Below are 24,975 nucleotides of genomic sequence, written 5' to 3'. Positions count from 1 at the left end.
TATACGATAAAACGGTTTAAACGAGATACTATCGTCGCCATCATTGAAGGCTTTATAAATTTCGGCTTCACCATAAACAGAAAGATTGGCTCTTTCTTGTTGCTCAAAAAGCGCGTCCTGCAAGAAGTAACGTTGTTCAATTACTGCAGAACCGCGAATTTCTACTTCATTAGCTGATAATTTTGACGCGCTAAAAAACAACGTTAAAAGAGCTAACGCAGTTGCACTACCTTGCCCGTTTAAGACTATTCTTGTCAAAATCGCTGTCCTCTAATCCAGTTTTAAATTCGATTTCATGGGTGATTATCTCTGTGCTTTTCCCATTTTGTTCGTTAAACATTTCTGTGCGTAATGCACGCCAATACTTATCCAAATATAACGTATATTCGTTTAATTCTAGCGTTTTTAAGAGACTATCTTTTTTATCAAAATACTCAATTTTATAGGGAATGTAGCGCTCTTGATCAATCCAAACCTTTTGTCGTGTATAGCCAGAAAATTCATCAATGGGGGTTTGTTCAACAATAAACATCTTACGATTTTGAACTGTATCTTCACCCAGGTAATTGTATGTATACTTTTCTACTTCGAAGGCCGTCATGTCTTCGTACGCAAATTCACTGCCCATAAATGGACCTGATTTATTTCTCGACGCAATACGCTTTACTCGCTTTAAAGCAGGCAAATAAATCCATTGTTCATCTGGCTCTTTTGCATGCGAGAAATTCAGAAAAGCGGTTCCATTTACATCTTTTGGCTCATCAAAAATTGTCAGAGATTTATCCCCACCATCAAGTACTTCCAAGCCATGTAAACGCATGGCTCTTTCAGTTTCCTGACCTTGAGAATTGCGCAATATCATGGTCAATTCAGCTACAGAATCACCCCAACCACGATCTCGAAGTTTGCGCTCTTTGGCTATTTCAAGCCCTTTTTCTTGGGACGACTGCGCAATGCCATCGCTGGCGACTGCTGCAAATAAAATAACGGAAAAATAAAAACTCAGACGCTGAAAGTGCATTCGATTAAATTTCATGGCTTGATTCCTCAGACAATTTTTGTTTGTCAAACACCAAAAGAAAAGCGGGTAAAAACAGGAAATCGACAGCTAACGCAACGACAATAATAATACCTGTTAACAGCCCCATATCAGAGTTTAGTGCAAAGCTAGATAAAGTTAATACTGCAAACCCTAAAGTAAGTACAACTGTGGTGACCCACAACGCCTTGCCGACACTTCTAAACGCATACCTAACTGCGTTTTCAGCACTTTTATGTTGCTGTCGCGCATATTGATACTTACTTAAAAAGTGGACTGTGTCATCAACTATTATACCCAAAGCCATGCTTAATACGACTGACAATCCCATATTAATTTCTCCGGAATATATCCCCCAGATACCAAAGCCGATTGCCGCTGGTAGCAAGTTAGGGATCAAGCTAATGCATCCCATTTTCCAAGATCTTAACGCAAAGATTAGAATACCGCTGATTAACACAAGTGCCAATACGGTTCCTCGCAGTAGGCTGTTCATATTCGCTTCACCAATGTGCGCAAACATCAGGTTTTGGCTACCTGCGGTTAATCTTAATTGTGGCGCATTGTCAGCAACCCATTGATAAGCGTCTTTTTCAAACGCAGTGATTTCTTTACTACCCAAGGTTTGCATGGTGACAAAAATACGCGTGCCCGACTTATCGATGTTTAGTTGATTGTTGAGATCCAAATTAAATGGCAAGGACATTTCATATAACAATAAAAATTGTGCAGCTAATTGCTGATTTTCTGGCAACCTATAATATTCTGGTTGGTCTGCATGCATATTTTTGTTTAAACGTAAAAATACGTCACTAATAGTTGAGACGCTATCAACTTCAGGTCTCGCCTTCAACCATTGACTAAACTCATGGATATGTTTCAAATTAGTCGGGTCGTTAATACCTGATTCTTGTTCGGTAAAAAGCGCAAAATCAATTGTTGTCATACCGCTTAGCACTTGCTCTTGATAATCAGCGGCTTGTTTAAACTCTGCTGTTTCATCAAAATATTCTACTGGCGTGTCGTTTATTGTATTAAGGAAAGAGCTTCCTACTGCCGCAACCACAACAATAATGGTAAAAGGTAATATTCGTTTATGCTGGCGAATGACCCACTCCCCCAGCTTGACAAATTGATCTGTGCTTTGCTCCTGCTTAACGGTCGCTTTCATTGGTAAAAGTCGTAAAATGGCAGGTAAAAAGCTAATCGATAGAACAAACGCAATCATAACCCCGATTGCCGTCATAGTGCCTAAATCAGCAAGCGCAGGAACATTCGAGAAATTTAGGGTCAAAAAGCCAATAGCAGTCGTAGCACTGGTAATAAAAATAGGTTTAGCATTAAGCAACATACTTGTTTCGATTGCTTCAATTTTGCTCTTACCTCGCCGTAATTCATACAGTAGTGAAGCGATAACATGTACACAATCGGCTACCGCCAAGGTCATGACCAAGGTCGGCACATTTACGGTTGCCGTGGTTAAATCAAACCCAATCCAACCACCGATACCCATGGTCGAAATAATTGAAAAAACCACAACTAACAAGGTTACTAATGTGCCGATTAATGAACGTAATAACACACCTAAAACCACTAATATCACCACAAACATTAGCGGTACCAGTGTTGCTGCGTCGTCTTTTGCTGCGCTTTCAAAAGCAGCATTCATAAAAACGATCCCTGTATGGTGAAACTCATGGTCTGGATAGAGGGATTGGTATTTGTCAGTAAGTTGTCGTATGGAGTCTACAATTTGTGCCGTTTCTTTAGATTTGTCACCATCAGGCAAATTAACAGTAATCGATACCAGCGCAACTCTACCCTGCTCATCAACCAATCGATTTACTAAGTTTGGTTCACTCAGCGCCACCTCTTGAACCCGTTGAACTAAAGGCTCATCAATGGCGTTTGCATCCAAAATTAATTGCTCAACTATCATATCATCGTCTTCAGCCCAAGTATGTTGGAAGTTGGTAACTGAGTCGACACGACTAGACAAAGGTGTTTGCCACGCCTCTTCGGTAAAATCTGCGATAAGTTTTAAGGTTTTTGGATTGAAAATACTTCCTTGTTTTGGAGAAATTAAAATATTGGCATTTTCATTTTTGCTAAATATGGCCTGCATTTCTTCAAATGCGATACGTTGTGGATTGTCTTCTTCAAAATAAACTTTGTAATCACCGTTGAATGCCAGCTTTTGTGCCCCTGTAGCGCACAATAAAACAAATAAAATACTGAAGAATATTGTTAACCAAGGTCTGTGTAATACGGTATTCAACCAAAAACGGCGCATTTTTAATCCTCTAGAAGGGGGAATTGGTCGCAGTGCAAAGCTATTTTATTTACCTAATAACAATACATCAATAAACCAATTAATTCTTTGTAAAGCAGTAATAAAGCTTAAAACTAACACGTGTGTATAAATGTTCAATTGGACTTAGTAAGCAATGATAATACAACGCCTACGAATATTTTCATATTGACAAAATCCTCTATTTAACACCGCAACCCTTTGATAATCATATTTATTCATTAAATATCCCTTAGCTTACAGATTAATTTATCTGCATATATTTTTGTAGAGTACTTTGATCTTTTGTTAAAAACATGTAGTATTAAATCAACTGGTCAGATGAGCGGATGTGTTAACAATGAGTATTAGAACAAGTTTAAAGAAAGTATTACCTCCTATTTCAGTAACTGAGCAAGAAGCTTTAGATGCTGGTGACGTTTGGATTGAATCTTCAATTTATCAAGGTAAGCCAGATATGCAGGCATTAAGAGATATACCTGCGGCAAAACTTAATAAAGATGAGCAAGCCTTTTTAAACGGTCCTGTACAACAATTGTTAGAAATGATTGATGATTTTGAACTTCAAAATAGCAAGCATATACCTGACAATATTCTCACCTTCCTTAAAGTGAATAAGTTTTTTGCACTGATTATCCCTAAGAAATTCGGTGGGTTAGAATTTAGTCCTTACGCTAACTCTACAATTGTCGCTACGATAGCAGCGAAGAGTGGCGCGATTGCGGTAACGGTCATGGTTCCTAATTCGTTGGGTCCAGGTGAATTGTTGATGCATTATGGAACTCAAGAACAACAAAATTATTGGTTGCCAAAACTAAGTATCGGCCAAGATATTCCATGTTTTGCGTTAACTGGTCCTGAAGCAGGTTCAGACGCTGGTGCAATTCCTGATGCAGCCTATGTTACTAAAGGCATGTGGGAAGGCGAAGAAGTTATTGGTCTTAGCGTGAGTTGGGACAAGCGCTACATCACCTTGGCGCCAATTGCTACCGTACTTGGTTTAGCGTTTAAAGTATTTGATCCGGACCACTTAATCGGTGACACACTCGAGCTTGGCATTACATGTGCCCTTATCCCAAAAAGTCATGAAGGTGTTGAGTTAGGTAATCGTCATGATCCTATGGGTGTGCGCTTTTACAATGGTACAACTCGTGGTCAAAACGTATTTATCCCAATGGATTTTATTATCGGTGGACAAAAGAATATCGGGCGTGGCTGGCAAATGCTGGTTGCTTGCTTGGGCGCAGGCCGCGGTATTTCATTGCCTGCTATGGGTGTTGCAACAGCACAAACAGCCTTTAAGTCTACTGCAGAATATTCATTTGTACGTGAACAATTCGGTGTACCAATTGGCCGTTTTGAAGGTATTCAAGAAAAGTTAGCCGATATCGCTGGTAAAACCTTTGTACTTGAAGCTATGCGTGTATTGACCACAGAAGGTCTTGGCTTGGGTTTAAAACCTTCGGTTGTTACTGCCATCGCGAAATATCATATGACAGAACTTGGCCGTGATGTGCTTAATTCAGCAATGGATGTGCAAGCAGGTAAAGCGATACAACGCGGACCTCAAAATACCCTAGCAAACGGTTATGCTGCACTGCCAATCGCAATTACGGTTGAAGGTGCAAATATTTTAACGCGTAATCTGATGATTTTTGGGCAAGGTGCGATGCGTTGCCACCCGTACTTAAAAGAAATGGTAGACCTAATCCATAGCGAAGAATCATCTGCAGACAGTGCGTTTAATAAAGTATTAGGTAAAACAGTCAAATTTAGCGTTGCTAACTCTTTCAGAGCCATGTTGAATAGCTATGTGCCGTTTGCACGTTCTGCAAATAGCGCTATGCCAGAAGTCAAAAAATACGAAAAACGCCTTAACGCATTATCTGCTAAGCTAGCGCCATTAGCAGACCTTTCGCTTCTCGTATTAGGTGGCGATTTGAAAAAAGCGGAGCTGTTGTCTGCACGCCTAGGTGATGTGATGAGCTATACGTACGCAGCTATGGCGGTCGTGCGATTCTACGAGCAAAAAGTATCCAATCGTGCTGAAGCATTACCTTATTTTGAATATGCGATTCAGTGGTGCTTGCAACAAGGTGAACAAGCATTGGTTAATTTCATCAATAACTTCCCTAACACTGCTACGCGCGGTCTAATGCGGGTATTGACGAATACATACAGTTCTTCTGTAAACGGGATTTCTGATGACTTAGTTCGTCAATTATCAGCAGCTACGATGCAACAATCGAGTATAAAAGCGGAATTGACGCATTTAGTTAAACCTATTATTGGTGATGGTAATTTCATTAACGAGCAAGCGTTTGATGCTAAACATGCTGCGATGCCTGTTCTTAAGAAAATCCAAAAACAATTACGTAAAACACCTGTTGTCCCTGCATTGACCTTTGAACACATTGTCAATACATTCGCAGAAAAAGGTTTACTTGACGCTAACGAAGTATCTCAGGTACTTGATTACAATGAAAAACGTAAACTTGCAGTCAGAGTAGATGAATATACGTTTGATTTAGAATTGGTAGATACTTTTCAGTCGGAAGAATCGGAGCAAGCTAGCGCTGCTTAATCTGGCTTTTATTTAAGAAGCAGGCTTTTTAGCCTGCTTTTTTTTTAAATTTTTATTTTTTAGTGCCCAACAAGCAGGTTAATCGCTGCATTGATAGCATCAACAGTGAAAAAACGCTAACATCAACGCTATTAGTGAAGATTATCGAATTAGCGATCATCTTTTTAATCACCCCATTTTAATATAGATAAATTAAGGCTGGATAAGACACAATGGCAAACGAGCGATTAGATAACGATCTCCCTAATATCGTTCTAGACAAAGAAGATAGAGAAGCTTTTCAACGCGCAAGAGCAAAAGAGAAAAGTAAACCTCAGAAAAACAAAGAACCCAATGAGGGAACGAAAGGCGGAGTTTCAGGATTCTGGCTTATCTTAGTATTCATTATTGCAGTGGGTGCTTGTGGCGCTAGTTATTGGCTTTACCAACAAAAAGTACAAAGCGATCTTGCATTAGATAATGCCATCAGCCGAGTCTCGGAGTTAGAAAGACGTTTGTCAGCAACGGGTGAAGAAATGGACCAGTCGGCTGGCGCGCTGAGAGTAACAGTTTCTGAGCTTACCGAAAAAACGGATGAATTGTGGGCTCAAATGGATAAACTCTGGGCCTCAGCTTGGCGCAGGAATCAAGCTGATATCACGCAGCTTTCTGACAGTGTTAAGCAACAAAACAGAGAAACGCTGAAAAAGCTGGGAGTTATGGAGAGCGACTTTTCCACCGTTTCAACAAACTTGGTCGTGCTGCAGGAACAATTAACTCAACAAGCCAACGAATTGGCTCAATTAAGTACGATCCTCGCTGAAGTCAAAACCGATAGCAATAATAATGCGAGAGAAGTAGGTGACATTCAGGCTAAACTGGTTGCGTTGGACCAAGTAAACGGTGCATTGACCCGCAGAGTAGCAGAACTAGAAAAATGGCGAAGAAACGCCGAAAGTACGCCTAGTGTGCCTTAAGAACGAATTTTATAGAAACAAAACGTTTCTCCACTAAAAACCAAAAAAGGCTCAATAGAGCCTTTTTTTATCTTTGTTTTTTCAAGCTGATTGAACCTTAACAACCCCAGCAATATTCACTGGAAGATAGCGAATTACTATTATCTTTATCCCACGCTTTTCTGCCATCACTGTAAAAGTAAACATTACCATCACCAGCTTGTGACGTACCAGACACGGGTTTTGCCGTTATTAAATAACTGTTTCCCGAAGCAGAAACGCTCTCGATAGTTAAATCATACTTCTTATTTGCAACAGGTTCAGATGAAGGTGAATAAGTATGAAAGATAGCAGGCTTACCTGTGTCAGCATTAGACTCTGCTGCTCCCTTATATGTGTAATTGGCGGCCTTATGACGCTCCATAGCAGCTGCTAGTGCCATTAAATCTGACTGTGCAGCTCCTCGGTTGCTAGTTTTTAAAAATCCTTGATAACTAGGATAAGCAATACTAGTAATGATGCCGATAATGGCTACTACGATCATTAACTCAATTAAGGTAAAACCGCTTTGCGGATTTCGTCGCATTTTCATTCCCCTCGTTTATTCTCTTTCAACTTCAGTTTTCCAACTGCTTTTCAGAACCCGTTCAAAACGACCATAAATATTCTGGGCCAAACATTCAAAGGCAGTGCCACAAGCTATTTCATCGCCATTTTCATCAATATCAATCACTGCAGAAGTACATTCAGTTCCTAAACACACAACGGGAGTGGTTATATCTTCAATCAAAATTTTGGTTTCAGGTGCGATTCCGGTTTGTTGCAACTGAGCATATCGATCTTCATTTACCAAATTGCCATCTTGATTTAAATCTGTCACTGCATTGGCATTAATCAAATTAACCAAATATGCCCGACTATTCCCTGACGGTGGTGCACATGCACTATTGTTAGCACTAGCAGGCAAGTAAGTCGTAAAAAATAATTTGTAATCTATGATAAGCGGTGAAGCTAGAACTTTTTCACCACCGGCACCCAAAGTTAAATACCAACCGTGTTTATTAGCAAATTCAGATGTTGCTATTTCTCTTTCAGTTTCATCACTAGATGTGAGTGTATGCGCAGTTGCATCAAACAAATCTGAAATCAAATACGGTGTAGCGGGTAAAGTAAACTGACCGTTTTCATCTAGATTAAATACACCTTCATCTTTAATCATATAAAAATGGTCTTGTATCTCACTATTCAAAGGACGTGCGCGATAGCCAGACCCAACCGCTACGGCATAAAAGTGCTCATCACCTAAATTAATTTCTGACACGTCAGGGCCATAAAAGAAGCGTCTATTGTCCGTAATCGCATCGCCACCAAATTTAGCCATCACACCGCCGGTTACCAGTTCATTAACACCTTTACCGTTATGAATATCTAATCTAAACAACTGTCCACCCATATCGGCAATATACATGTGGTCAGCAACGCCATCTCCTTCCCTATCAATGACCGATACTCTTGCCGGAATACTGTATTGCATATCAGTTAAGACTAAATCCGCATCAGAGTTACTGGCAGTCCATAACAAACTCCCAGTATCAGCGTCTACCATATAAACTGCGTTACCTACCGCATCGGCACTACGGATTTGTTTATCGTCTTGCGTCTCATCATAGCCACCAGCAAAAATTAAGACATCTTTCGTAGTTGAGCCAATTTTCACCTTAGTAACAGTTGGTCGCGACCAGCTTTGTCCTAGCTTTTCAAAACCAGTGCTTCCACCTCGGATTTCAAACTTTAATGAAGGTGAAGTTTTGCTTGTTATATCAAATGCATAGTAGTTTCTACCGCCTCTACGCATGCCAACATACAAATACATTTTGTTATCTGTATTGCGTAAAACCATATCGCCATCTAAACCATATATGTGGTTAAATGAAGAACCATCCTTATATAAATCGTACTGATTCGTAAGTAATTCTTTAGGCATTACGGCGAAATTTTCACTGCCCGATGAAGGATCAAAAGAGTGTAAAAGACCATGATTTGTAGCAACTAAAATCGCGCTTTCGGTTTCAGAATAGTTGACGATTATTGGTTGAGAATGAATCGGATCACCCATAGCCAAGCGCACATCCGTATAGTCATTATCGCCGTCCTCATCACGTACATCGACACCGCGTACCCACTTCAAAATATCGGTGCGTAAAACATCAGCGTCTGGTAGTGCAGAAATTGCCAAATCACCTGTGGTAATACTACTATTGTTTTCATGAATTTGATTTTCATTAACGGCAATATTCCCTGGAGAATCAAAGGTATAAATATTGCGTGACAAACTCATTCGACTGGCGGCACCACCTTCTCTTACATCATTCCCATCAGCTAAAACAGACCAAAAACTATGTGCATTTTCTGAAAAGAAACCAGTTCCTTCATCTACTGCTTTTAAACCATTTTGATCTAAAACTTGATCGCCATCGATGCGGTAGCGCTTCAAATTCCCTGGCCAAATAGCGCCTTCAGAAGGTTTAAATAATGCGAAATAGAGTTCATCGTTATGGGTTAAACGATTTAATTGGTTTACTGCTACACCTGGTGAAACAAAGGTTGTATTAACATCTTTCACCGTTTTTAAAATTGAAGAAAATGCTTTTACTAAATCGGCAGAGTTGTCCACTTTGTAGAATCCACCACCGCCATTGATGGCCAACTGATTTAAAAACGAACTTGCATTGTTGTTAGTTGCGAATCCAATTGTATGAGTGATGATCCGTGAGTTAATAACTGAATCACCCAAATCCCCTATATTGGCAACCAAATCTACACCACACTTTTCTCCCCCACTGCCTGAACAGGTCTTATTCAATAAGGTTTGGATTTTAGATACACTGTGGTTATTGTTAGCTTCACCATCAGATAACAATACAATGTGATTATTAGTCTGACATTGTTGGTCTACGATGGGAGATTGGTACACCGCACCTGAAGGAATATATTCTCCAACGCAATTACTTGAACTCAAATCATCTTTATCACAACCATATGGCAATACGGAATTATCACCGATATAAGATAACCGGTGGCTTACCCTAGTGCTTTTGCGCACAGACGTTGAAACTGAGCTATTTCCCCTTTGTAAACCATAATCGACCGCTAGACCGCCAAAGTAGTTAGTCGCCTCCAGCAATGTATCAACAATAGGTGTATAACCATTTTCTGATAATTCTTCTACTTTACTGATTAGATGATCACGAACGGTAGAAGTACTACCCGGTGTAGACAATCCCTGATACTCAATTATTAACTCAGGTGCCCCTGACGGCTTACCTTTATAAGAATAACCACCTCGAACGCCATTAAAATCAGACAATACAAATCCCATATCATTACCTGATTCCCAGTCCCCGCGATTGACAATTTCTTGTACAATGGCAGATATATCAGGCGTTTCGTAAGTGTAATTTTTATACCATTTTGGAATGTTGCCCCAGGTTACTGACGCAGAGGTTTTGGATTTATTGCGTAACAAATATCTATTATAGTTTTTAAAGTTATCTGGGTTACCTTCATCAATACCGCGAATAACAAATGAAGCACCACTACCCGTTTTATTTGAATAGGAAGTAAAGCGGATATAAGCATTAGTAATAACTGCATTGGGAGGCAATGTTAAGCCCCTAAAACGGATACCTACATAATCATTGTAATAGTCGTTAAATGTCAGTTCGGTCCCGGTGGATTCATAGCCATTTCCACGTTCTTCAGCATTGTCGTGGTTTGATGCTACTTGATAGTTAAACTCCCCTCTCACACAACCTGGTGTTGAAGAACTATCGTAAGCAATAACTAATTGAACACCTGAACCTGAACCATCGTCATAAGATTCAGCTTTGCGATCACTGGAGCTATCTACACTTGTACCTTCGATAATAATATTTAAGTCATTGGCTCCACACCAACCCGATTGATCAACCACTTCTTGGATAACTTCTGTTATATCAGGACTTGCAAGCGTTTCTCCCGACAATGGCCAACTGTTATCGCTGTCCCAATTAACTTCATTAGCCGTAAGTGTACGTGAAGATATATCGTAATCGTCATTTGAAAATTCAGTTGCATCTGATACTAATTCAGCGCGAATTTTCAACTTGGCATCGGAAGTATTTAACTGTGCAGAGGTTAAACGAAGATATGCATCGGTAATCGTCGCACCCTGAGGAATATTGAGCTCCTGAAAACGAAAACCGCTAGTGACAGTTGTCGTTCCGTAAGTAAGTCTAACTTCATCACTGCCTCTATTAACGTTACCTAAAATTTCATGTGCATCATCATCACCTGCCGATACGGTCTTGGTAATAACGGGCAAAACGCTCGAATCTATCTGACTAATAGGGTATAGAATCGGGCCACCATAATCAGAAAAACGCATTAACCCTGCATTGACGTTTGTAACTTTGCTTAAGGTTTCTTTTAAGGCATTTTGGACACGCAGCATACGCGTTTGGCTGGTATTATCGTATGCCCCCATACTGCCTGATGTATCCATAATAAATAGAACATTTGGATAATATTCAACCGCAGCGTCTGAGTTACCTAAATAAATTTCTAAATCATCGCCAAATGCCGAAAACATGACCATGCTTGACAGCAAAAATGCTCCCCCAGCATGTAACGCCTTCTTAATAGACATAAATACAACCTCTCTATTGTGACGCTGGCGCAAAGACCGATGCACTTAACGTGTTGGCAACGGCGAATTTTGAGCCTTCCATGCGACCGCAACCTTTAATAATAAAAACATGACAATTAATGTTACTACCGCCGATGACATTGCTTGAACCAAGACAAGCGCGCTCAGCAATAAACGCCGTTCTTGACCAACTTGTAATCGCAGGGTTATCGTCGTAAAGCCCTTCCGCTATATGAACGGTGTTGGTTTGCAAACCGTTGGCTGCTGTAACTGCGCGATTGGTCCAATCTTCATCATTAAAACAACTCATATCGTCATTTGCTAAATCTACAGCATTACCCATTCTGGCTTGTGATAATGGATCGAGTTGATCTGGATCTGACAGCAAAACTTCATCTTCGGCTTCAAATACAACGCCCGCAATTGCCGACTCTGCAGCATCAAATGCTAACGATTGTTTCTCCATCGATACTGCCATTTTGTTTTGCATTAAACTACTTGATACAGAAGCTACACCGAGCACGGTTAAACTCATTAGTACCAACAAAGCAAACACCATTACTAGCCCTTGTTGTTTCATACTTTTCTACTTCGCATAAAGTTCTTCACATTGCGTAATGTGATTGTCGTTTCAAATAATTTAAACAGACGTTTTTCTGAGGGTGAAATTGCTGTTTCATTGAGTAATTTAAAACTAGGAACAGATATAAGAGACACTTCTGCATCACCTTTTATCAGCACAGCTATGCGTATGGCAACGACCTGGCCATCATCATCTAAAACAGCAGGTAACTGATCAGCGGTGACGTAACTCACCGGGCGTGCAGAGTTATCTCCAGTTAATAAATTATTGGTATAACCATATTGCACTTGAAAGCTTTCGACTTCGTCAAGTAATGTAACAGCCGCATGTGAATCGTGGCCGACAGCGGCTTTTTGACCGCGCAATACGCGACCATCAAACCCTCGGCACTTCAGAGTCTTACCATCAACAAAATACTCGTTAACCACGAAGAATTCTTCTTGCTCAGCATAGCCTAACTTGTATCCACGGCAGTCTGTTCTAGCCTGCAAAGCGATCGCTACTTTGTCGTTAGTACCTGATGCCCCTTGCACCGAGCCTACATCATTAAACGCATTAAAGTCGCCAGGTAGAATGACTGGGTGATTACGTACAAAGGCATTTTCTAAAACTACATCGAGGTCTCTATTTAAATCGGGATCCAACACGTCATATAAACCGGCCATTAAAAACTCATTTCGCAGGCGAGAAATAATAAATCGTCCACTTTCTTGGGTAGATGATAACGACCGATTCAATCTTTCGGTTAAACTATTACTGACTAAAACCTGAATGATTGCCCCAGTTATTAACAAGCCAAGGGCGAGAGTTATCATAATTTCGACTAAACTGAAGCCACGTTGGTTGCGAAAAATGGATTTCATAACAAAACATCCAATTTTACGCAGTCATGAGGTTCGCTTTCATCTACGTTACATTCCGCATTAAGCGCTCGATCGATGTTTTTCCAGTTTTCAACCGGCCAAGACAGTAAGATACTAACTCGCGAACCTGTGCTGCATGCTTCAGCATCAAGAACATTGTTATCTTGGCAAGTCACATTCAATTTAACGGTTGGATTTGAAGATACGGCAGAGCAAGATGCTTCATACCCATCGTAAACAGCAAATTGAGATGCAGAACACTGCCCACCAGCACAATTTGGGATTGCAGCCGGTCGAGTTAAACAAAAGCAGTTATAATCAGTGGCAGATGAATTACAAGAAAGATTGTTAAAGTTATACACATCGGTATTGAAGTAATTTGGATCGACGACTAAGCCATCTCCAATCAGTGACATTCTAGCGCTGGCACGTAACCGTTCGCTAAGTTGTTGGGCAACCATAACAGATTGAGAACGGTTCAACGCATCCGAATTTGAAAATGAGCTAATAAATTGTAATGACGCAACGCCCAATATGCCGATAGACAATATAAATAAGGTGACTAATACCTCAATCATTCCTACGCCATGTTGACGTAATGATTTATGTTGATTAGTAATGCTGATAGCCACCGCCACTCCCGAATCTTGATTAACCGGTTCAAATTTAAGTCAAAAGCAACTGTTAGTATAGTGAGTTGCTTTACTTCCTACGGAAAGACTTTAATGATGGTAGTAAATTTAGCCTATTTAGGACAAGTTTTGGTTATCTTCAACACAGCTTAGGTATGAAATTAAGGTAGTTAAGTATGAATCTTAGAGGATAGGATGTCTGCAGAATCAATGTAGGACGAGCTAAAAGATAGAGCCTATAGTTCCACCTTCGTTATGCTAATCAATACCTTAGAAAGATGTTTTAAACAATTGGCAACGGCTATTAACCGTTGCCAGCGATTTAAATTCTAAAAAGATGGATTAGAGTTGTTTAACTCTTAATTCTTTTGGAACGGCAAACTCGATATTTTCTTCGCGACCCGGACGTTCAGTTGCATGTTCAGCGCCCCAGCTTAGCAGTTTATCAATCACTTCTTTTACCAGCACTTCAGGTGCTGACGCCCCAGCTGTTACGCCAATATTTGCGGCGCCGTCCAACCATTCTTTCTGAATACATTCGGCGCTATCGATAAGGTGCGCTTGCGCCCCAATCTTTTCTGCCAACTCCCTAAGTCGGTTGGAATTAGAACTATTTTGTGCGCCTACCACGAGCAACACGTCACAATCGGCAGACAATTCACGCACCGCATCTTGTCGATTTTGGGTGGCATAACAAATGTCATCTTTGCGAGGCCCTTCAATGGCAGGAAATTTATCTCTAAGCGCATCAATAACATCTGCAGTATCATCTACAGATAAGGTTGTCTGGCTACAATAATATAACTTTTGTGGATTCTTCACAGGGACATTAGCTACATCAGCAACCGATTCAACTAAATAAATGCCACCAGCAGGATTATCGTATTGCCCCATTGTACCTTCAACTTCAGGGTGCCCTTGATGGCCAATCAATATGCATTCGGTACCTTTTTTACTAGCCCGCATGACTTCCATATGCACTTTAGTTACCAAGGGACAAGTCGCATCAAACACTTTCAAGCCACGCTTGTCTGCTTCATTTCGCACCGCTTGAGAAACCCCGTGAGCAGAAAAAATAACAATACTGTCATCGGGCACTTCGTTTAGCTCATCGACAAATTTTGCGCCCCGCTTTTTCAAACCATCGACAACGAATTTATTGTGAACCACTTCGTGACGCACATAAATTGGCGGTGCAAAGATTTCTAATGCACGTTCTACAATGGTTATAGCACGGTCTACACCGGCACAGAAACCTCTTGGATTAGCTAAATGAATCTGCATAGGTTACATGCTTAGCTTACGCTAAGGATCTCCACATCAAAAATTACGGTTTGACCGGCCAAAGGATGATTAAAGTCTACGGTGACTGAATCGCCCGCTATGTCTCGTATAATACCGGGGATTTCACTGCCATCTGGTTGACTAAATGCGATAATAGTACCGACTTCAATAGGCGTCTCAGCGGAAAAGCGTGACTTATCCATATGATGCATATTATCTGGATTTGGCATGCCGAAGGCTTCATCAGCTTGCAGGGTAAATGACTTTTTGTCACCTTCTTTTAATCCTAACAAACACGCCTCAAAGTTAGCTGTTAAACTACCGTCACCCATTTGCAACTTCGCCGGCTTATTATTGACGCGCGTACTGTCAGCAGCAGAACCGTCAGATAACTTTAAATCAAAGTGCATCAAAACCACACTGGATTGATTAATTTCCAGCATTATCAGCCTCTCCATTTTGTTCTTTGTTTTTAAACATGTCGATAATCAACAAAAACGCTCCTAAACAAATTGCACTATCGGCAATATTAAATACAGGCCATTCATATTGTTGATAATAAACGTGCAAAAAATCAACCACATAACCGTATACAACACGATCATAAACATTGCCTAATGCGCCGCCTAAAATAAGACTAAAAGCCACGGGCAACATAATTTGATGTTTAGGTGCCCCTTTTAACCAACGTAGAATAACTACGCTGACGACCACAGCTATTGCTGTAAACATCCATCGTTGCCATCCACTAGCATCATTTAAAAAGCTAAAGGCGGCCCCGTAATTACGTGTGTGTGTTAAATTAAAGAACGGCGTAATCTGGATAGATTGGTACAATTCCATTCCAGCAAGAACCGCATGTTTACTCCATTGATCTAATATCAATGTCAGCAACGCCAGCCATAAAAAGCGTAAGCCTGTTTGCGTCAATAAATTAAGCATATTGTCTTGACTCACCAGCACCTTCAACATTATCAACACAGCGATGACATAGCTCAGGGTGCTCGGCATCCGCGCCTACATCTTCTCGGTAATGCCAACAACGAACACACTTCGCATCTTCTGACTTAACAATATCTAACCATAAGTCTGAAATTTCAGTGTCGATTGCATTTTCTGGTTTAGCGGTCACTTCAACCACTTTCGCAGCAGAGGTGATCAAAACAAAGCGTAATTCGTCTTGTAACTGAGTTAGTTTTTCGGCGAGCTCTTTACTAGCGTACAAGGTCACTTTTGCTTCCAGTGAAGCACCTAACTTACCATCTTTACGTTGCTGTTCTAGTGCTCGATTGACCTGTTCTTTTACAGCCAGTACTTTTAGCCAAAAGCTATTATCGAAACTGCCTTGCGCAGCCTGCTTAGGCAGACCGTCATACCAAGTACCGGTAAACACAAATTCATCTCGTTTGCCCGGCATCTCTTGCCAAAGCTCCTGTGCAGTAAAGCTAGTTACTGGAGCCATCCAGCGCACAAGTGCTTCAACAATATGGTACAAGGCTGTTTGACAAGAACGTCGTGCATGTCCGTCGGCTTTGGCGGTATATTGTCTGTCTTTGATAATATCAAGGTAAAAACTACCCATTTCTATTGAGCAGAACTGCATCATTTTTTGGCAAACCACCAATAAATCATACTTTTCATAGGCCTGAATAATATCTTTTTGAATTTCAGCTGCGCGCCCGACCGCCCACTTGTCTAACTCTACAAGTTCATCAAACGCGACTAAATCTGTTTCGGGGTTAAAGCCATTCAAATTAGCCAATAAGAATCGAGCTGTATTACGAATACGGCGATAAGAATCTGCTGAGCGTTTTAAGATTTCATCTGAAACAGCAATTTCGCTTCGATAATCAGTAGATGCTACCCAAAGACGCAAAATATCTGCACCAAGTTTATTAATCACTTCCTGCGGCGCTACTGTATTACCAATCGATTTAGACATCTTTTTGCCGTCACCGTCTACGGTAAAGCCATGCGTCAACACCTGCTTGTATGGAGCGCGGCCTTTCTCAGCCACACTGGTCATCAATGACGACATAAACCATCCACGGTGTTGGTCTGAACCTTCTAAATACAAATCGGCTGATGCCGGAATATCGTCTCGACTATCAACGACGAAATGATGAGTCACACCAGAGTCAAACCAAACGTCCAAGGTATCAGATACTTTTACGTACTCGGTATCTTCATCTTCTAAAAATGCTGGTGTATCGATATCCCACCAAGCCTGAATTCCGTGTTGTTCAACCAGTTTTGCTACTTTTTCAAGTAGTTCATCGGTGTTGGGGTGCAATGCGCCAGTATCTTTGTGAACAAACAAAGCAATAGGAACGCCCCAAGTACGTTGTCGAGATATACACCAATCTGGACGTCCTTCGACCATGCTTTCAATACGATTTTGGCCCCATTCAGGGATCCATTGAGTTTTGGCAATTTCTGCTAACGATTGCTGACGTAAACCATTTTTATCCATACTGATAAACCACTGGGGGGTTGCACGGAAAATAATCGGGGTTTTATGTCGCCAGCAGTGCGGGTAACTGTGTGTATAAGCATGGTGGTGAACCAACGCTTTATGTTCAACTAACACATCAACAATATGCGCATTAGCTTTTAATACATGTTCGCCTTCGAATAGTTCAGTGCCTGGTAAATATACACCGTTTGCGCAAACTGGGCTGGCCACCTCTAGTCCATATTTTGCGCCTACATTGAAATCGTCAACACCATGTCCTGGCGCGGTATGTACACAACCAGTACCTGATTCAGTAGTAACATGGTCTCCCAAAATTAACGGAACGGTAAAGTCATAAAAAGGATGCCAAATACGCTGATTCTCAAGCGCATCACCGTGGCAATAACCCAATGCATGATAATGTTCTATACCAAAGCGATCCATACAGGATTTGACCAAGTCCGAAGCAATCACGAAGCGTTCTGGATTCTCGCCTTCAACCTGCACTAATGTGTATTCAAGCTTAGGACTAACACAAACCGCTCTATTAGCTGGCAAAGTCCAAGGCGTGGTAGTCCAGATTATGACTGATACAGGCCCTTCTCCAACATGTCCTTCAGGATGTTTAAATGCTTCAACCACAGCTTCTTGATCTTCAGCACCAAAACGCACATCAATCGATGGTGATTGTTTGTCTTGATATTCCACTTCAGCTTCCGCCAAAGCCGAACCACAATCAGTACACCAATGAACAGGTTTAAAGCCTTTTTCCATATGTCCAGAACGCACAATGCCGCCCAACGCACGAATAATATCCGCCTCAGAACTGAAATCCATGGTTTTGTAAGGTTTATCCCACTCGCCTAACACACCAAGACGAATAAAATCACTTTTTTGACCTGCGATCTGACGCTCAGCGTAATCCCGACACTTTTGACGAAATTCTGCAGCAGTTACTTTTTTGCCAGGTTTGCCAACCTTTTTTTCAACCTGCAGTTCGATTGGAAGACCGTGGCAATCCCAACCTGGAACATAAGGCGCATCAAAATCGGATAAGGTTTTAGACTTAACAATCACGTCTTTAAGAATTTTATTCACCGCATGTCCGATATGTATATCGCCGTTTGCGTATGGAGGGCCATCATGCAAAACAAAAGGAGTTTTACCTTTTTTGGCCTCGCGAATCACATGGTACAGTTTTTTCTGTGTCCATTGTTTCAGCATTTGCGGTTCCCGATTAGCCAAATTACCGCGCATTGGGAATTCGGTTTCAGGTAAATTCAACGTATGTTTATAGTCGCTCATTAAGGCTAAAATCCAATTCTAAAATTCTGTTTATTCGATACACAAAAGCTGGCGGGCGTCATGTGCATCAAGCTCAATTTGTTTTTTCAACTGTTCGAACGATGCGAACTTTATTTCATTTCTTAACTTCTTATAAAATTCTACTTGAATGTACTGACCATATATTTGGCTATTAAAATCAAATATATATACTTCAAGTTGAGAGCGTACTCCATCCACAGTTGGACGTACGCCTACATTGGCAACACCATTAAGATATGCGTCACCAGTTCTAACTTTCACTGCAAAAACTCCATTTATTGGCGTTTTGCAACGTTTTAGCAAAACATTGGCTGTAGGAAATCCAATGGTTCTCCCACGTTTCTCACCATGTACAACTTTACCAGCAATAGCAAAAGGTCGCCCTAACATCGCTTGCGCCTCGTTAAAATCGCCATTGGCCAACGCTGCACGTATTTCTGTAGAACTAATTCGACAATCTTTGCGTCGAAAGCTCTGAGTACTGACCACTTGATATGCATACTGTTCAGACTTTCTTTGCAATAATGCAAAATCTCCTTGGCGGTCTTTGCCAAATCGAAAGTCGTCACCTACTACCAAAAACTTAATCCCTAATTTATCAACTAATAAATGTTCAATAAAATAGCGGGCAGATTGGCTAGCAAACGCTTTATCAAATTTAATACATAATAAACGATCAACACCTAACAACCGAAGCTGTTCATATTTATCACGCAGACGACTTAGACGAGCTGGCGCATCATTAGGTGTAAAGACTTCTTCTGGTTGAGGTTCAAACACCATCACTGTTGAAGGCAGGCCAAGATTTTTAGCCTGAATTACCAAGTTCCGCAAAACCGCTTGATGACCTAAATGCACACCATCAAACTTGCCAATTGTTAACACACACCCTTTGTGTTTTTCACGGATGTTGTGTAAACCTCGGATCAATTCCACTGCTTTCCTCTAATCAACCTTTTGTGATTAATATGCATTATTCAAAGGCGGGAATTATAACGAACTACACACGTAAAGAAAGTCAATCGGAGTGATATCACAGGAAAAGTATGCTTTCGAGCATAAAACTCAAGATATGCAGCACTTTTATCACTTTTAAATCAAACTATAATCGCCGCGGTTAAGTATTATTGTACTTTGTGAGTACCAATAAAGCTGCTAGTCCGCACCCCAACAACCAGTAACGTAACTACGAAAGAAACGAATCCCAATAAAATGAGTTTTCCCAATTCGAACGCTTTATTAAGGGTATCCATACTTTGCCAAACAGCAATATCAACATTGAAAAACTGAATCACTGAAACCATCACCACACAGCCTATCAAGATTTTAGCTAAGTAAAGTCCGGTATTGGCAGTAATTTGGAAGACCCCAAGCCGATGTAACTGCACATACAACAAAGTCGCGTTCAGCGTAGCTGACAACGCAGTTGCAATTGCAAGACCGACATAACCATAAGGTATTGCCAGCGCAATGTTAAAAAAGATATTGGCTACCATGCAGTAAATGCCGTATCGCACGGGGGTTTTTAAATCTTGCCGAGAATAAAAACCGGGTGCTAACACTTTTACCAACATAAAGCTTAACAAACCAGTGGCATAAGCCATTAAACTATAAGACGCCTTAGTGGCATCCTCTAAGGTAAAAGCACCACCATAAAAAATGGTAAGTAACATTGGCTCTGCCAACACAAACAATCCTGCTGCCGCTGGTGCCCCAAGTAACACAACCACTTTGATTGCCCAGTCCATGCTATTGCTAAAAGATTGTCTATCTTGACTGACATGTTGTTTTGATAACGTGGGAAGAATCACAGTCGCGATTGCGATTCCAAATAATCCCAACGGAAATTCTAACAACCTGTCTGAATAATAAAGCCAACTTACTGAACCCGTCATTAACGTGGTGGCTATCATGGTATCTATTAGCAAGTTTATTTGACTAACCGAGACGCCAAATAATGCCGGTATCATCAGTTTTCTCACTTTGCGTACTTTTGGATCTGACCACGCCCACTTAGGTTTGACTAAAACGCCAGCTCGATACAAAAACGGAATTTGAAATAAGAGCTGTAACATTCCACCTAAGAATACTCCCCAAGCCAACGCAAATTCTGGGTTTTCAAAATGGGGGGAGAGATACAATGCACAACTAATAATAGCGACATTAAGCAGTACCGGCGTAAACGCAGCCACTGCAAATTTATTCAGTGTATTGAGTACAGCACCAGATAATCCGGTTAAAGATACAAAAAATAAATAGGGGAAGGTAATCTTTAACATCAGCGCAAAGGGTTCGAATTTGTCCGCTTGTGGCCCGTCATTAAGATAATCGACAAACCACCCTGCTCCAAACAGCGCAGCAACTAAAGGTGAGCCAATCACCCCAAATACCGTCACTATCGTCACAATCACACCTAAAGTGCCTGAAACTTTAGCGATGAACATTTTTAGATGCTCTTTATCCCCTTCACTTTTGACCTCTGAAAGAACAGGAATAAAAGCTTGAGCGAAAGCTCCCTCAGCAAATAGACGACGCAGAAAATTCGGGATTTTGTTAGCAACCAAAAATACGTCCGCCGCAGCCCCTGCACCCAGCATATTAGCGACGACCACATCTCGAATTAAGCCCAATATCCGCGACACAAACGTCATAAAAGACACAATCACACCAGACTTAAGCAGCTTTTTTGACAAAAATGATTCCCTTACACTATATCCGGCCAATTTCTTGCCATCTATTATGCGTGATGAAGTGGAAGCGAGTCTATACTCACACCTCATTACAAGCAAAATAGACATGCAGACTGGAAAAAACAATAATTCCGACAAAACTGTTTGACAAAAGCTAGCTGAATAGGCACAATCTGCGCCCTTGAATTTTGACTAGATTTTTTTCGGGAGTTTCAACTTGGCTAACATTAAGTCTGCTAAGAAACGCGCAATCCAAGCTGAGAAGCGTCGCCAGCATAACGCTAGCCGTCGTTCAATGGTTCGTACTTATCTTAAAAAGGTAATTGCTGCTATTGCTGCTGGTGATAAAGAAGCGGCTACTGCTGCTTACACTACAGCTACTCCTTTGCTTGACCGTATGGCAACCAAAGGTTTGATCCACAAAAACAAAGCTGCTCGTCATAAGAGCCGCCTTGCTGCACAGATCAAAGCTTTATAATTACGCGTTTTTATGATGCATTAGAAAAAGCGCTTTAAGCGCTTTTTTTGTGTCTACAATTTAGTCTTTTCAATATTATTTACTTTTTATCGCTATCGAACTGTTAAGTATTGTCATTATTTATTCAAATAAACGTCACCAATCTGTCAATACTATCAATTAACTTCTAAGACCCATAAACAAAATTCAATTAACTCGATGCTTAACTTGGTTTATCCATTACGTTTATGGTGCGCACATGAAAAAACAATACAAAACCGTTTGGTTGTCAGATATTCACTTAGGCAATAAAGACTGCAAAGCAGAATATCTACTCGATTTTCTTTCCAATCATGAATTCGAAACCATATATTTGGTGGGTGATATTATCGATATGTGGGCGATGAGTAAGCAATTTCGTTGGCCAGAAGCGCACAATCAGGTACTGCATAAAATCTGGCAAATATCACAAACTAAAACCGAGGTAATTTATCTTCCTGGCAACCATGATCAGCCATTACAGAAATATAATGGTATGGAGTTTGGCCACATTAAAGTGCAACGTGAAGCAATACATCTGACTAAAGATAATAGAAAAATGCTTATTTTACATGGTGATCAATTTGATCAGGAAGTGTGTTTTGGCCCTGTACATGCTTGGATTGGTGATAAGGGATACGATTTACTGCTGTTTTTAAACCGCTGGTTTAACCGAATTCAAAACATGCGCGGTAAGCCCTATTGGTCTTTGGCAGGCCACATCAAAAAACACATTAAAGGCGCCAACCTTGCAATCGAAAGATATAAAAATGCCTGTTGTGAAAGAGCCATCAGCATGCAACTTGATGGCGTAATTTGTGGCCATATCCATCATCCTGAAATTTGTTATAAACGCGACGTGACTTATTTTAATGACGGGGACTGGATCGAAAACTGCTCTGCATTAACGGAAAACGAAGATGGCAAATTGCAGCTCATTTATTGGGCTAAGCGAAGTGAATCCGTGAATGTAATCCCACTCAAAACTCACGAAAAGTCAAAGAATACTCAAGCTGCATAAGTTAAAAATTCGGACTAGGAATGTCCATCAAATAGTATTTGATGGACAAATTTTAGCGGGTTGTGATGAATATGCTGTTAACAAAGTCATGTCACAATTTTGCAACCAATGTGGCGTTAAAGTGTCACATTCACAACGTAGAATCCGCCAAAATGAGACACATTAAGGTGTGATTATGTTCACTGTTGAAGAAGTAATAAAAAAACATTATCCCCAAGCAGAAAACAAACCCTGGATTTCCAAACCGCTTCAATTTGCCTTAAGACATTTACTCCATGAAAAAGAAATGTTGGAATTTGGACAAGCCTATCCAAATATTCAAGGCATTGATTTTATTGAACAAGTACTGGAATATTTTAATATTAGCTACTCTGTAAGAGACATTGAAAAAGAAAGAATTCCAAGTTCTGGACGCGTAGTTGTTATCGCTAACCACCCCATAGGTTCACTCGACGCTTTAGCTTTATTAAAATTATTATGTGAAGTTAGGCCTGACGTAAAAGTTGTAGCCAATCAAATGCTTATGACGTTGGGTCCGTTACAAGATATGCTCTTACCGGTCAACAACATGCAAGGTGGTACCCCGAAAGAGCACTTGCAAAATATTCATCAACACCTTAAACAAGAAGGTGCAGTTTTAATTTTCCCTGCGGGCGAAGTGTCACGCTTACGCCCCCAAGGCATTAGAGATACACGTTGGAATTCAGGCTTCTTAAAAATAGCACGAACCACCAATTCACCTATTTTACCGGCATTTATTGATGCTAAGAATTCACCGCTTTTTTACGGCGTTTCGATGCTTTACAAACCATTAGCCACGGCTTTATTAGTGCAAGAAATGTTTAAGCAACGGCGCAAGCATTTGCCGATAAGAATAGGCGAGATTGTACCGGTTGAATCTTACAATAATAATACTTTTTCAAAGAATCAACACGTTAAGTTGTTCAAGAAACACCTATATAAAATCGCATCTGGAAAGCGTGGCGTGTATAAAACGCAAACCGCCATAGCGTTACCTGAAGACCGAAAAACCTTATCAAAAGCGATAAAGACAGAATGTGAATTATTAGGTGAAACTAGCGATGGTAAATTGATTTATTTATATCAATACAGTAAATCATCGCCAATTATGCGTGAAATCGGACGGCTACGCGAAGTAGCTTTTAGAGCGGTAGGCGAAGGAAGTAATCGTCGACGCGATATAGATCGCTTTGACAATCACTACTTGCAACTTATTTTGTGGGATACAGATGATTTGGAAATTGCGGGTGCATATCGTATTGGTGACGCTAAAAAGATCATTAAAGAGCATGGGGTTAACGGACTCTATTCAAGCACTTTATTCAATTATAATGAGAATATGAGTAGCTACTTCGAGCAAGGCTTAGAGCTTGGCCGGAGTTTTGTGCAGCCACGATATTGGGGAAGACGTAGCCTCGATTATTTATGGTATGGAATTGGTGCTTTTATACAAAAAAACCCTCAATACCGATATCTATTTGGTCCTGTAAGTTTAAGCAATTCATATCCCAGTGCCGCTAAGAGCATCATAGTCCAATTTTATCAGCTGTACTTTCCCCCTCAGGAAAACCTAGCGCAATCTAAATTGCCATATGAGGTAAATGAAGAGTTAATGTCCCCCTTTACCGGGAAAAACTATAAAGAAGACTTTACCACCCTGAAACTTCTTTTAGCTAACATGGGAATGCTGGTACCTACTTTATATAAGCAGTACTCAGAAACATACGACGACAACGGTTTACAGTTTTTAGATTTCAATATTGACCCTGATTTTAATGATTGTATTGATGGATTAGTTTTAGGAGATATAGCTAAAATGAAATCCAAAAAGCAACAACGGTATCTACAACAACAATTGAAAAAGGCCAGCTAAATTGGGCAATTGAACCTTAACTAATCAATTCAACATTGATATTGCTTCTGAATCCCTTTATCTTTACGGGTAACTTGAGCTATCTTATCCATTAAGCTAGCTCACAGCCGAAATCAGGAGTCATAGTTTGCTGCGTTTTTTATTTTTGATCCCCATTGCGTTATTTTTAATATGG

The 24,975-nt window shown here is 40.6% G+C and carries 18 protein-coding genes and 1 pseudogene; 5 read left to right on the top strand and 14 right to left on the bottom strand.

Translation table 11 applies throughout. The features are described 5' to 3' along the window. From GLIP_RS08725 to GLIP_RS08715, 3 genes and pseudogenes are all read right to left on the bottom strand, one after another. Positions 1-258, bottom strand: a pseudogene (locus GLIP_RS08725) (hypothetical protein); the annotation flags it as partial. After that, entirely contained in the window at positions 227-1,036 is an 810-nt protein-coding gene (locus GLIP_RS08720) for an outer membrane lipoprotein-sorting protein (protein WP_008844246.1), read from the bottom strand. The gene GLIP_RS08720 and the pseudogene GLIP_RS08725, both read right to left, overlap by 32 nt. Next, positions 1,026-3,332 carry an efflux RND transporter permease subunit gene (locus tag GLIP_RS08715; protein ID WP_008844245.1) on the bottom strand — a complete coding sequence of 769 codons (2,307 nt, stop codon included), beginning with the start codon at positions 3,330-3,332 and terminating at the stop codon, positions 1,026-1,028. Before GLIP_RS08715 ends, GLIP_RS08720 begins: the two co-directional genes overlap by 11 nt. 358 nt (positions 3,333-3,690) lie before the next feature. Between GLIP_RS08715 and GLIP_RS08710 the strand changes: the two genes are divergently transcribed. Beyond that, entirely contained in the window at positions 3,691-5,934 is a 2,244-nt protein-coding gene (locus GLIP_RS08710) for an acyl-CoA dehydrogenase (RefSeq protein WP_008844244.1), read from the top strand. Positions 5,935-6,146: 212 nt separating this feature from the next. Continuing rightward, complete coding sequence (locus GLIP_RS08705; RefSeq protein ID WP_008844242.1) at positions 6,147-6,890, top strand: hypothetical protein; 744 nt, start codon at positions 6,147-6,149, stop codon at positions 6,888-6,890. Positions 6,891-6,987: 97 nt separating this feature from the next. Here the strand turns inward: GLIP_RS08705 and GLIP_RS08700 are convergent, their stop codons facing one another. The 11 genes from GLIP_RS08700 to murJ form a co-directional block, all read right to left on the bottom strand. Further along, positions 6,988-7,455, bottom strand: a complete 468-nt coding sequence (locus tag GLIP_RS08700) for a type IV pilin protein (protein WP_008844241.1) — start codon at positions 7,453-7,455, stop codon at positions 6,988-6,990. Positions 7,456-7,470: 15 nt separating this feature from the next. Beyond that, positions 7,471-11,556, bottom strand: a complete 4,086-nt coding sequence (locus tag GLIP_RS08695) for a PilC/PilY family type IV pilus protein (protein WP_008844240.1) — start codon at positions 11,554-11,556, stop codon at positions 7,471-7,473. 13 nt (positions 11,557-11,569) lie between these two features. Continuing rightward, positions 11,570-12,136, bottom strand: coding sequence for a pilus assembly PilX family protein (locus tag GLIP_RS08690; protein ID WP_008844239.1), 567 nt, complete (start codon positions 12,134-12,136; stop codon positions 11,570-11,572). Beyond that, positions 12,133-13,002, bottom strand: coding sequence for a PilW family protein (locus tag GLIP_RS08685; RefSeq protein WP_008844238.1), 870 nt, complete (start codon positions 13,000-13,002; stop codon positions 12,133-12,135). The genes GLIP_RS08690 and GLIP_RS08685 overlap by 4 nt, the downstream gene beginning before the upstream one ends. Continuing rightward, positions 12,999-13,634 carry a type IV pilus modification protein PilV gene (gene pilV / locus GLIP_RS08680; RefSeq protein WP_008844237.1) on the bottom strand — a complete coding sequence of 212 codons (636 nt, stop codon included), beginning with the start codon at positions 13,632-13,634 and terminating at the stop codon, positions 12,999-13,001. The genes GLIP_RS08685 and pilV overlap by 4 nt, the downstream gene beginning before the upstream one ends. 342 nt (positions 13,635-13,976) lie before the next feature. After that, positions 13,977-14,918: a 4-hydroxy-3-methylbut-2-enyl diphosphate reductase gene (gene ispH, locus GLIP_RS08675; protein WP_008844236.1), complete on the bottom strand. Its 942-nt coding sequence runs from the start codon at positions 14,916-14,918 to the stop codon at positions 13,977-13,979. Between the two features lie 11 nt (positions 14,919-14,929). Next, entirely contained in the window at positions 14,930-15,361 is a 432-nt protein-coding gene (gene fkpB / locus GLIP_RS08670; protein WP_008844235.1) for an FKBP-type peptidyl-prolyl cis-trans isomerase, read from the bottom strand. Then, entirely contained in the window at positions 15,348-15,860 is a 513-nt protein-coding gene (lspA, locus tag GLIP_RS08665; RefSeq protein ID WP_040522451.1) for a signal peptidase II, read from the bottom strand. The genes fkpB and lspA overlap by 14 nt, the downstream gene beginning before the upstream one ends. Then, complete coding sequence (gene ileS / locus GLIP_RS08660) at positions 15,853-18,678, bottom strand: isoleucine--tRNA ligase (protein ID WP_008844233.1); 2,826 nt, start codon at positions 18,676-18,678, stop codon at positions 15,853-15,855. Before ileS ends, lspA begins: the two co-directional genes overlap by 8 nt. A gap of 30 nt (positions 18,679-18,708) precedes the next feature. Next, on the bottom strand, positions 18,709-19,635 hold the full coding sequence (gene ribF, locus GLIP_RS08655; RefSeq protein ID WP_008844232.1) for a bifunctional riboflavin kinase/FAD synthetase: 927 nt from the start codon (positions 19,633-19,635) through the stop codon (positions 18,709-18,711). Between the two features lie 188 nt (positions 19,636-19,823). Continuing rightward, positions 19,824-21,392 carry a murein biosynthesis integral membrane protein MurJ gene (gene murJ / locus GLIP_RS08650; RefSeq protein ID WP_008844231.1) on the bottom strand — a complete coding sequence of 523 codons (1,569 nt, stop codon included), beginning with the start codon at positions 21,390-21,392 and terminating at the stop codon, positions 19,824-19,826. Positions 21,393-21,606: 214 nt separating this feature from the next. On the opposite strand from murJ, the gene rpsT reads away from it, so the two are divergent. From rpsT to GLIP_RS08635, 3 genes are all read left to right on the top strand, one after another. After that, the gene (rpsT, locus tag GLIP_RS08645; protein ID WP_008844230.1) at positions 21,607-21,867 is read left to right on the top strand and encodes a 30S ribosomal protein S20; all 261 of its coding nucleotides are present in this window, start codon (positions 21,607-21,609) and stop codon (positions 21,865-21,867) included. Positions 21,868-22,105: 238 nt separating this feature from the next. After that, complete coding sequence (locus tag GLIP_RS08640) at positions 22,106-22,906, top strand: UDP-2,3-diacylglucosamine diphosphatase (RefSeq protein ID WP_008844229.1); 801 nt, start codon at positions 22,106-22,108, stop codon at positions 22,904-22,906. Between the two features lie 175 nt (positions 22,907-23,081). Then, a complete protein-coding gene (locus GLIP_RS08635; RefSeq protein WP_008844228.1) occupies positions 23,082-24,800 on the top strand; it encodes a GNAT family N-acyltransferase in 1,719 nt (572 codons plus the stop codon). Positions 24,801-24,975 lie beyond the last annotated feature (175 nt).

Origin of the sequence: Aliiglaciecola lipolytica E3 (assembly GCF_000314975.1) — a bacterium.
Lineage (GTDB): Bacteria > Pseudomonadota > Gammaproteobacteria > Enterobacterales > Alteromonadaceae > Aliiglaciecola > Aliiglaciecola lipolytica.
Note: the sequence above shows the minus strand (reverse complement) of the source record. Positions and strands in the feature narration are given on the sequence as shown.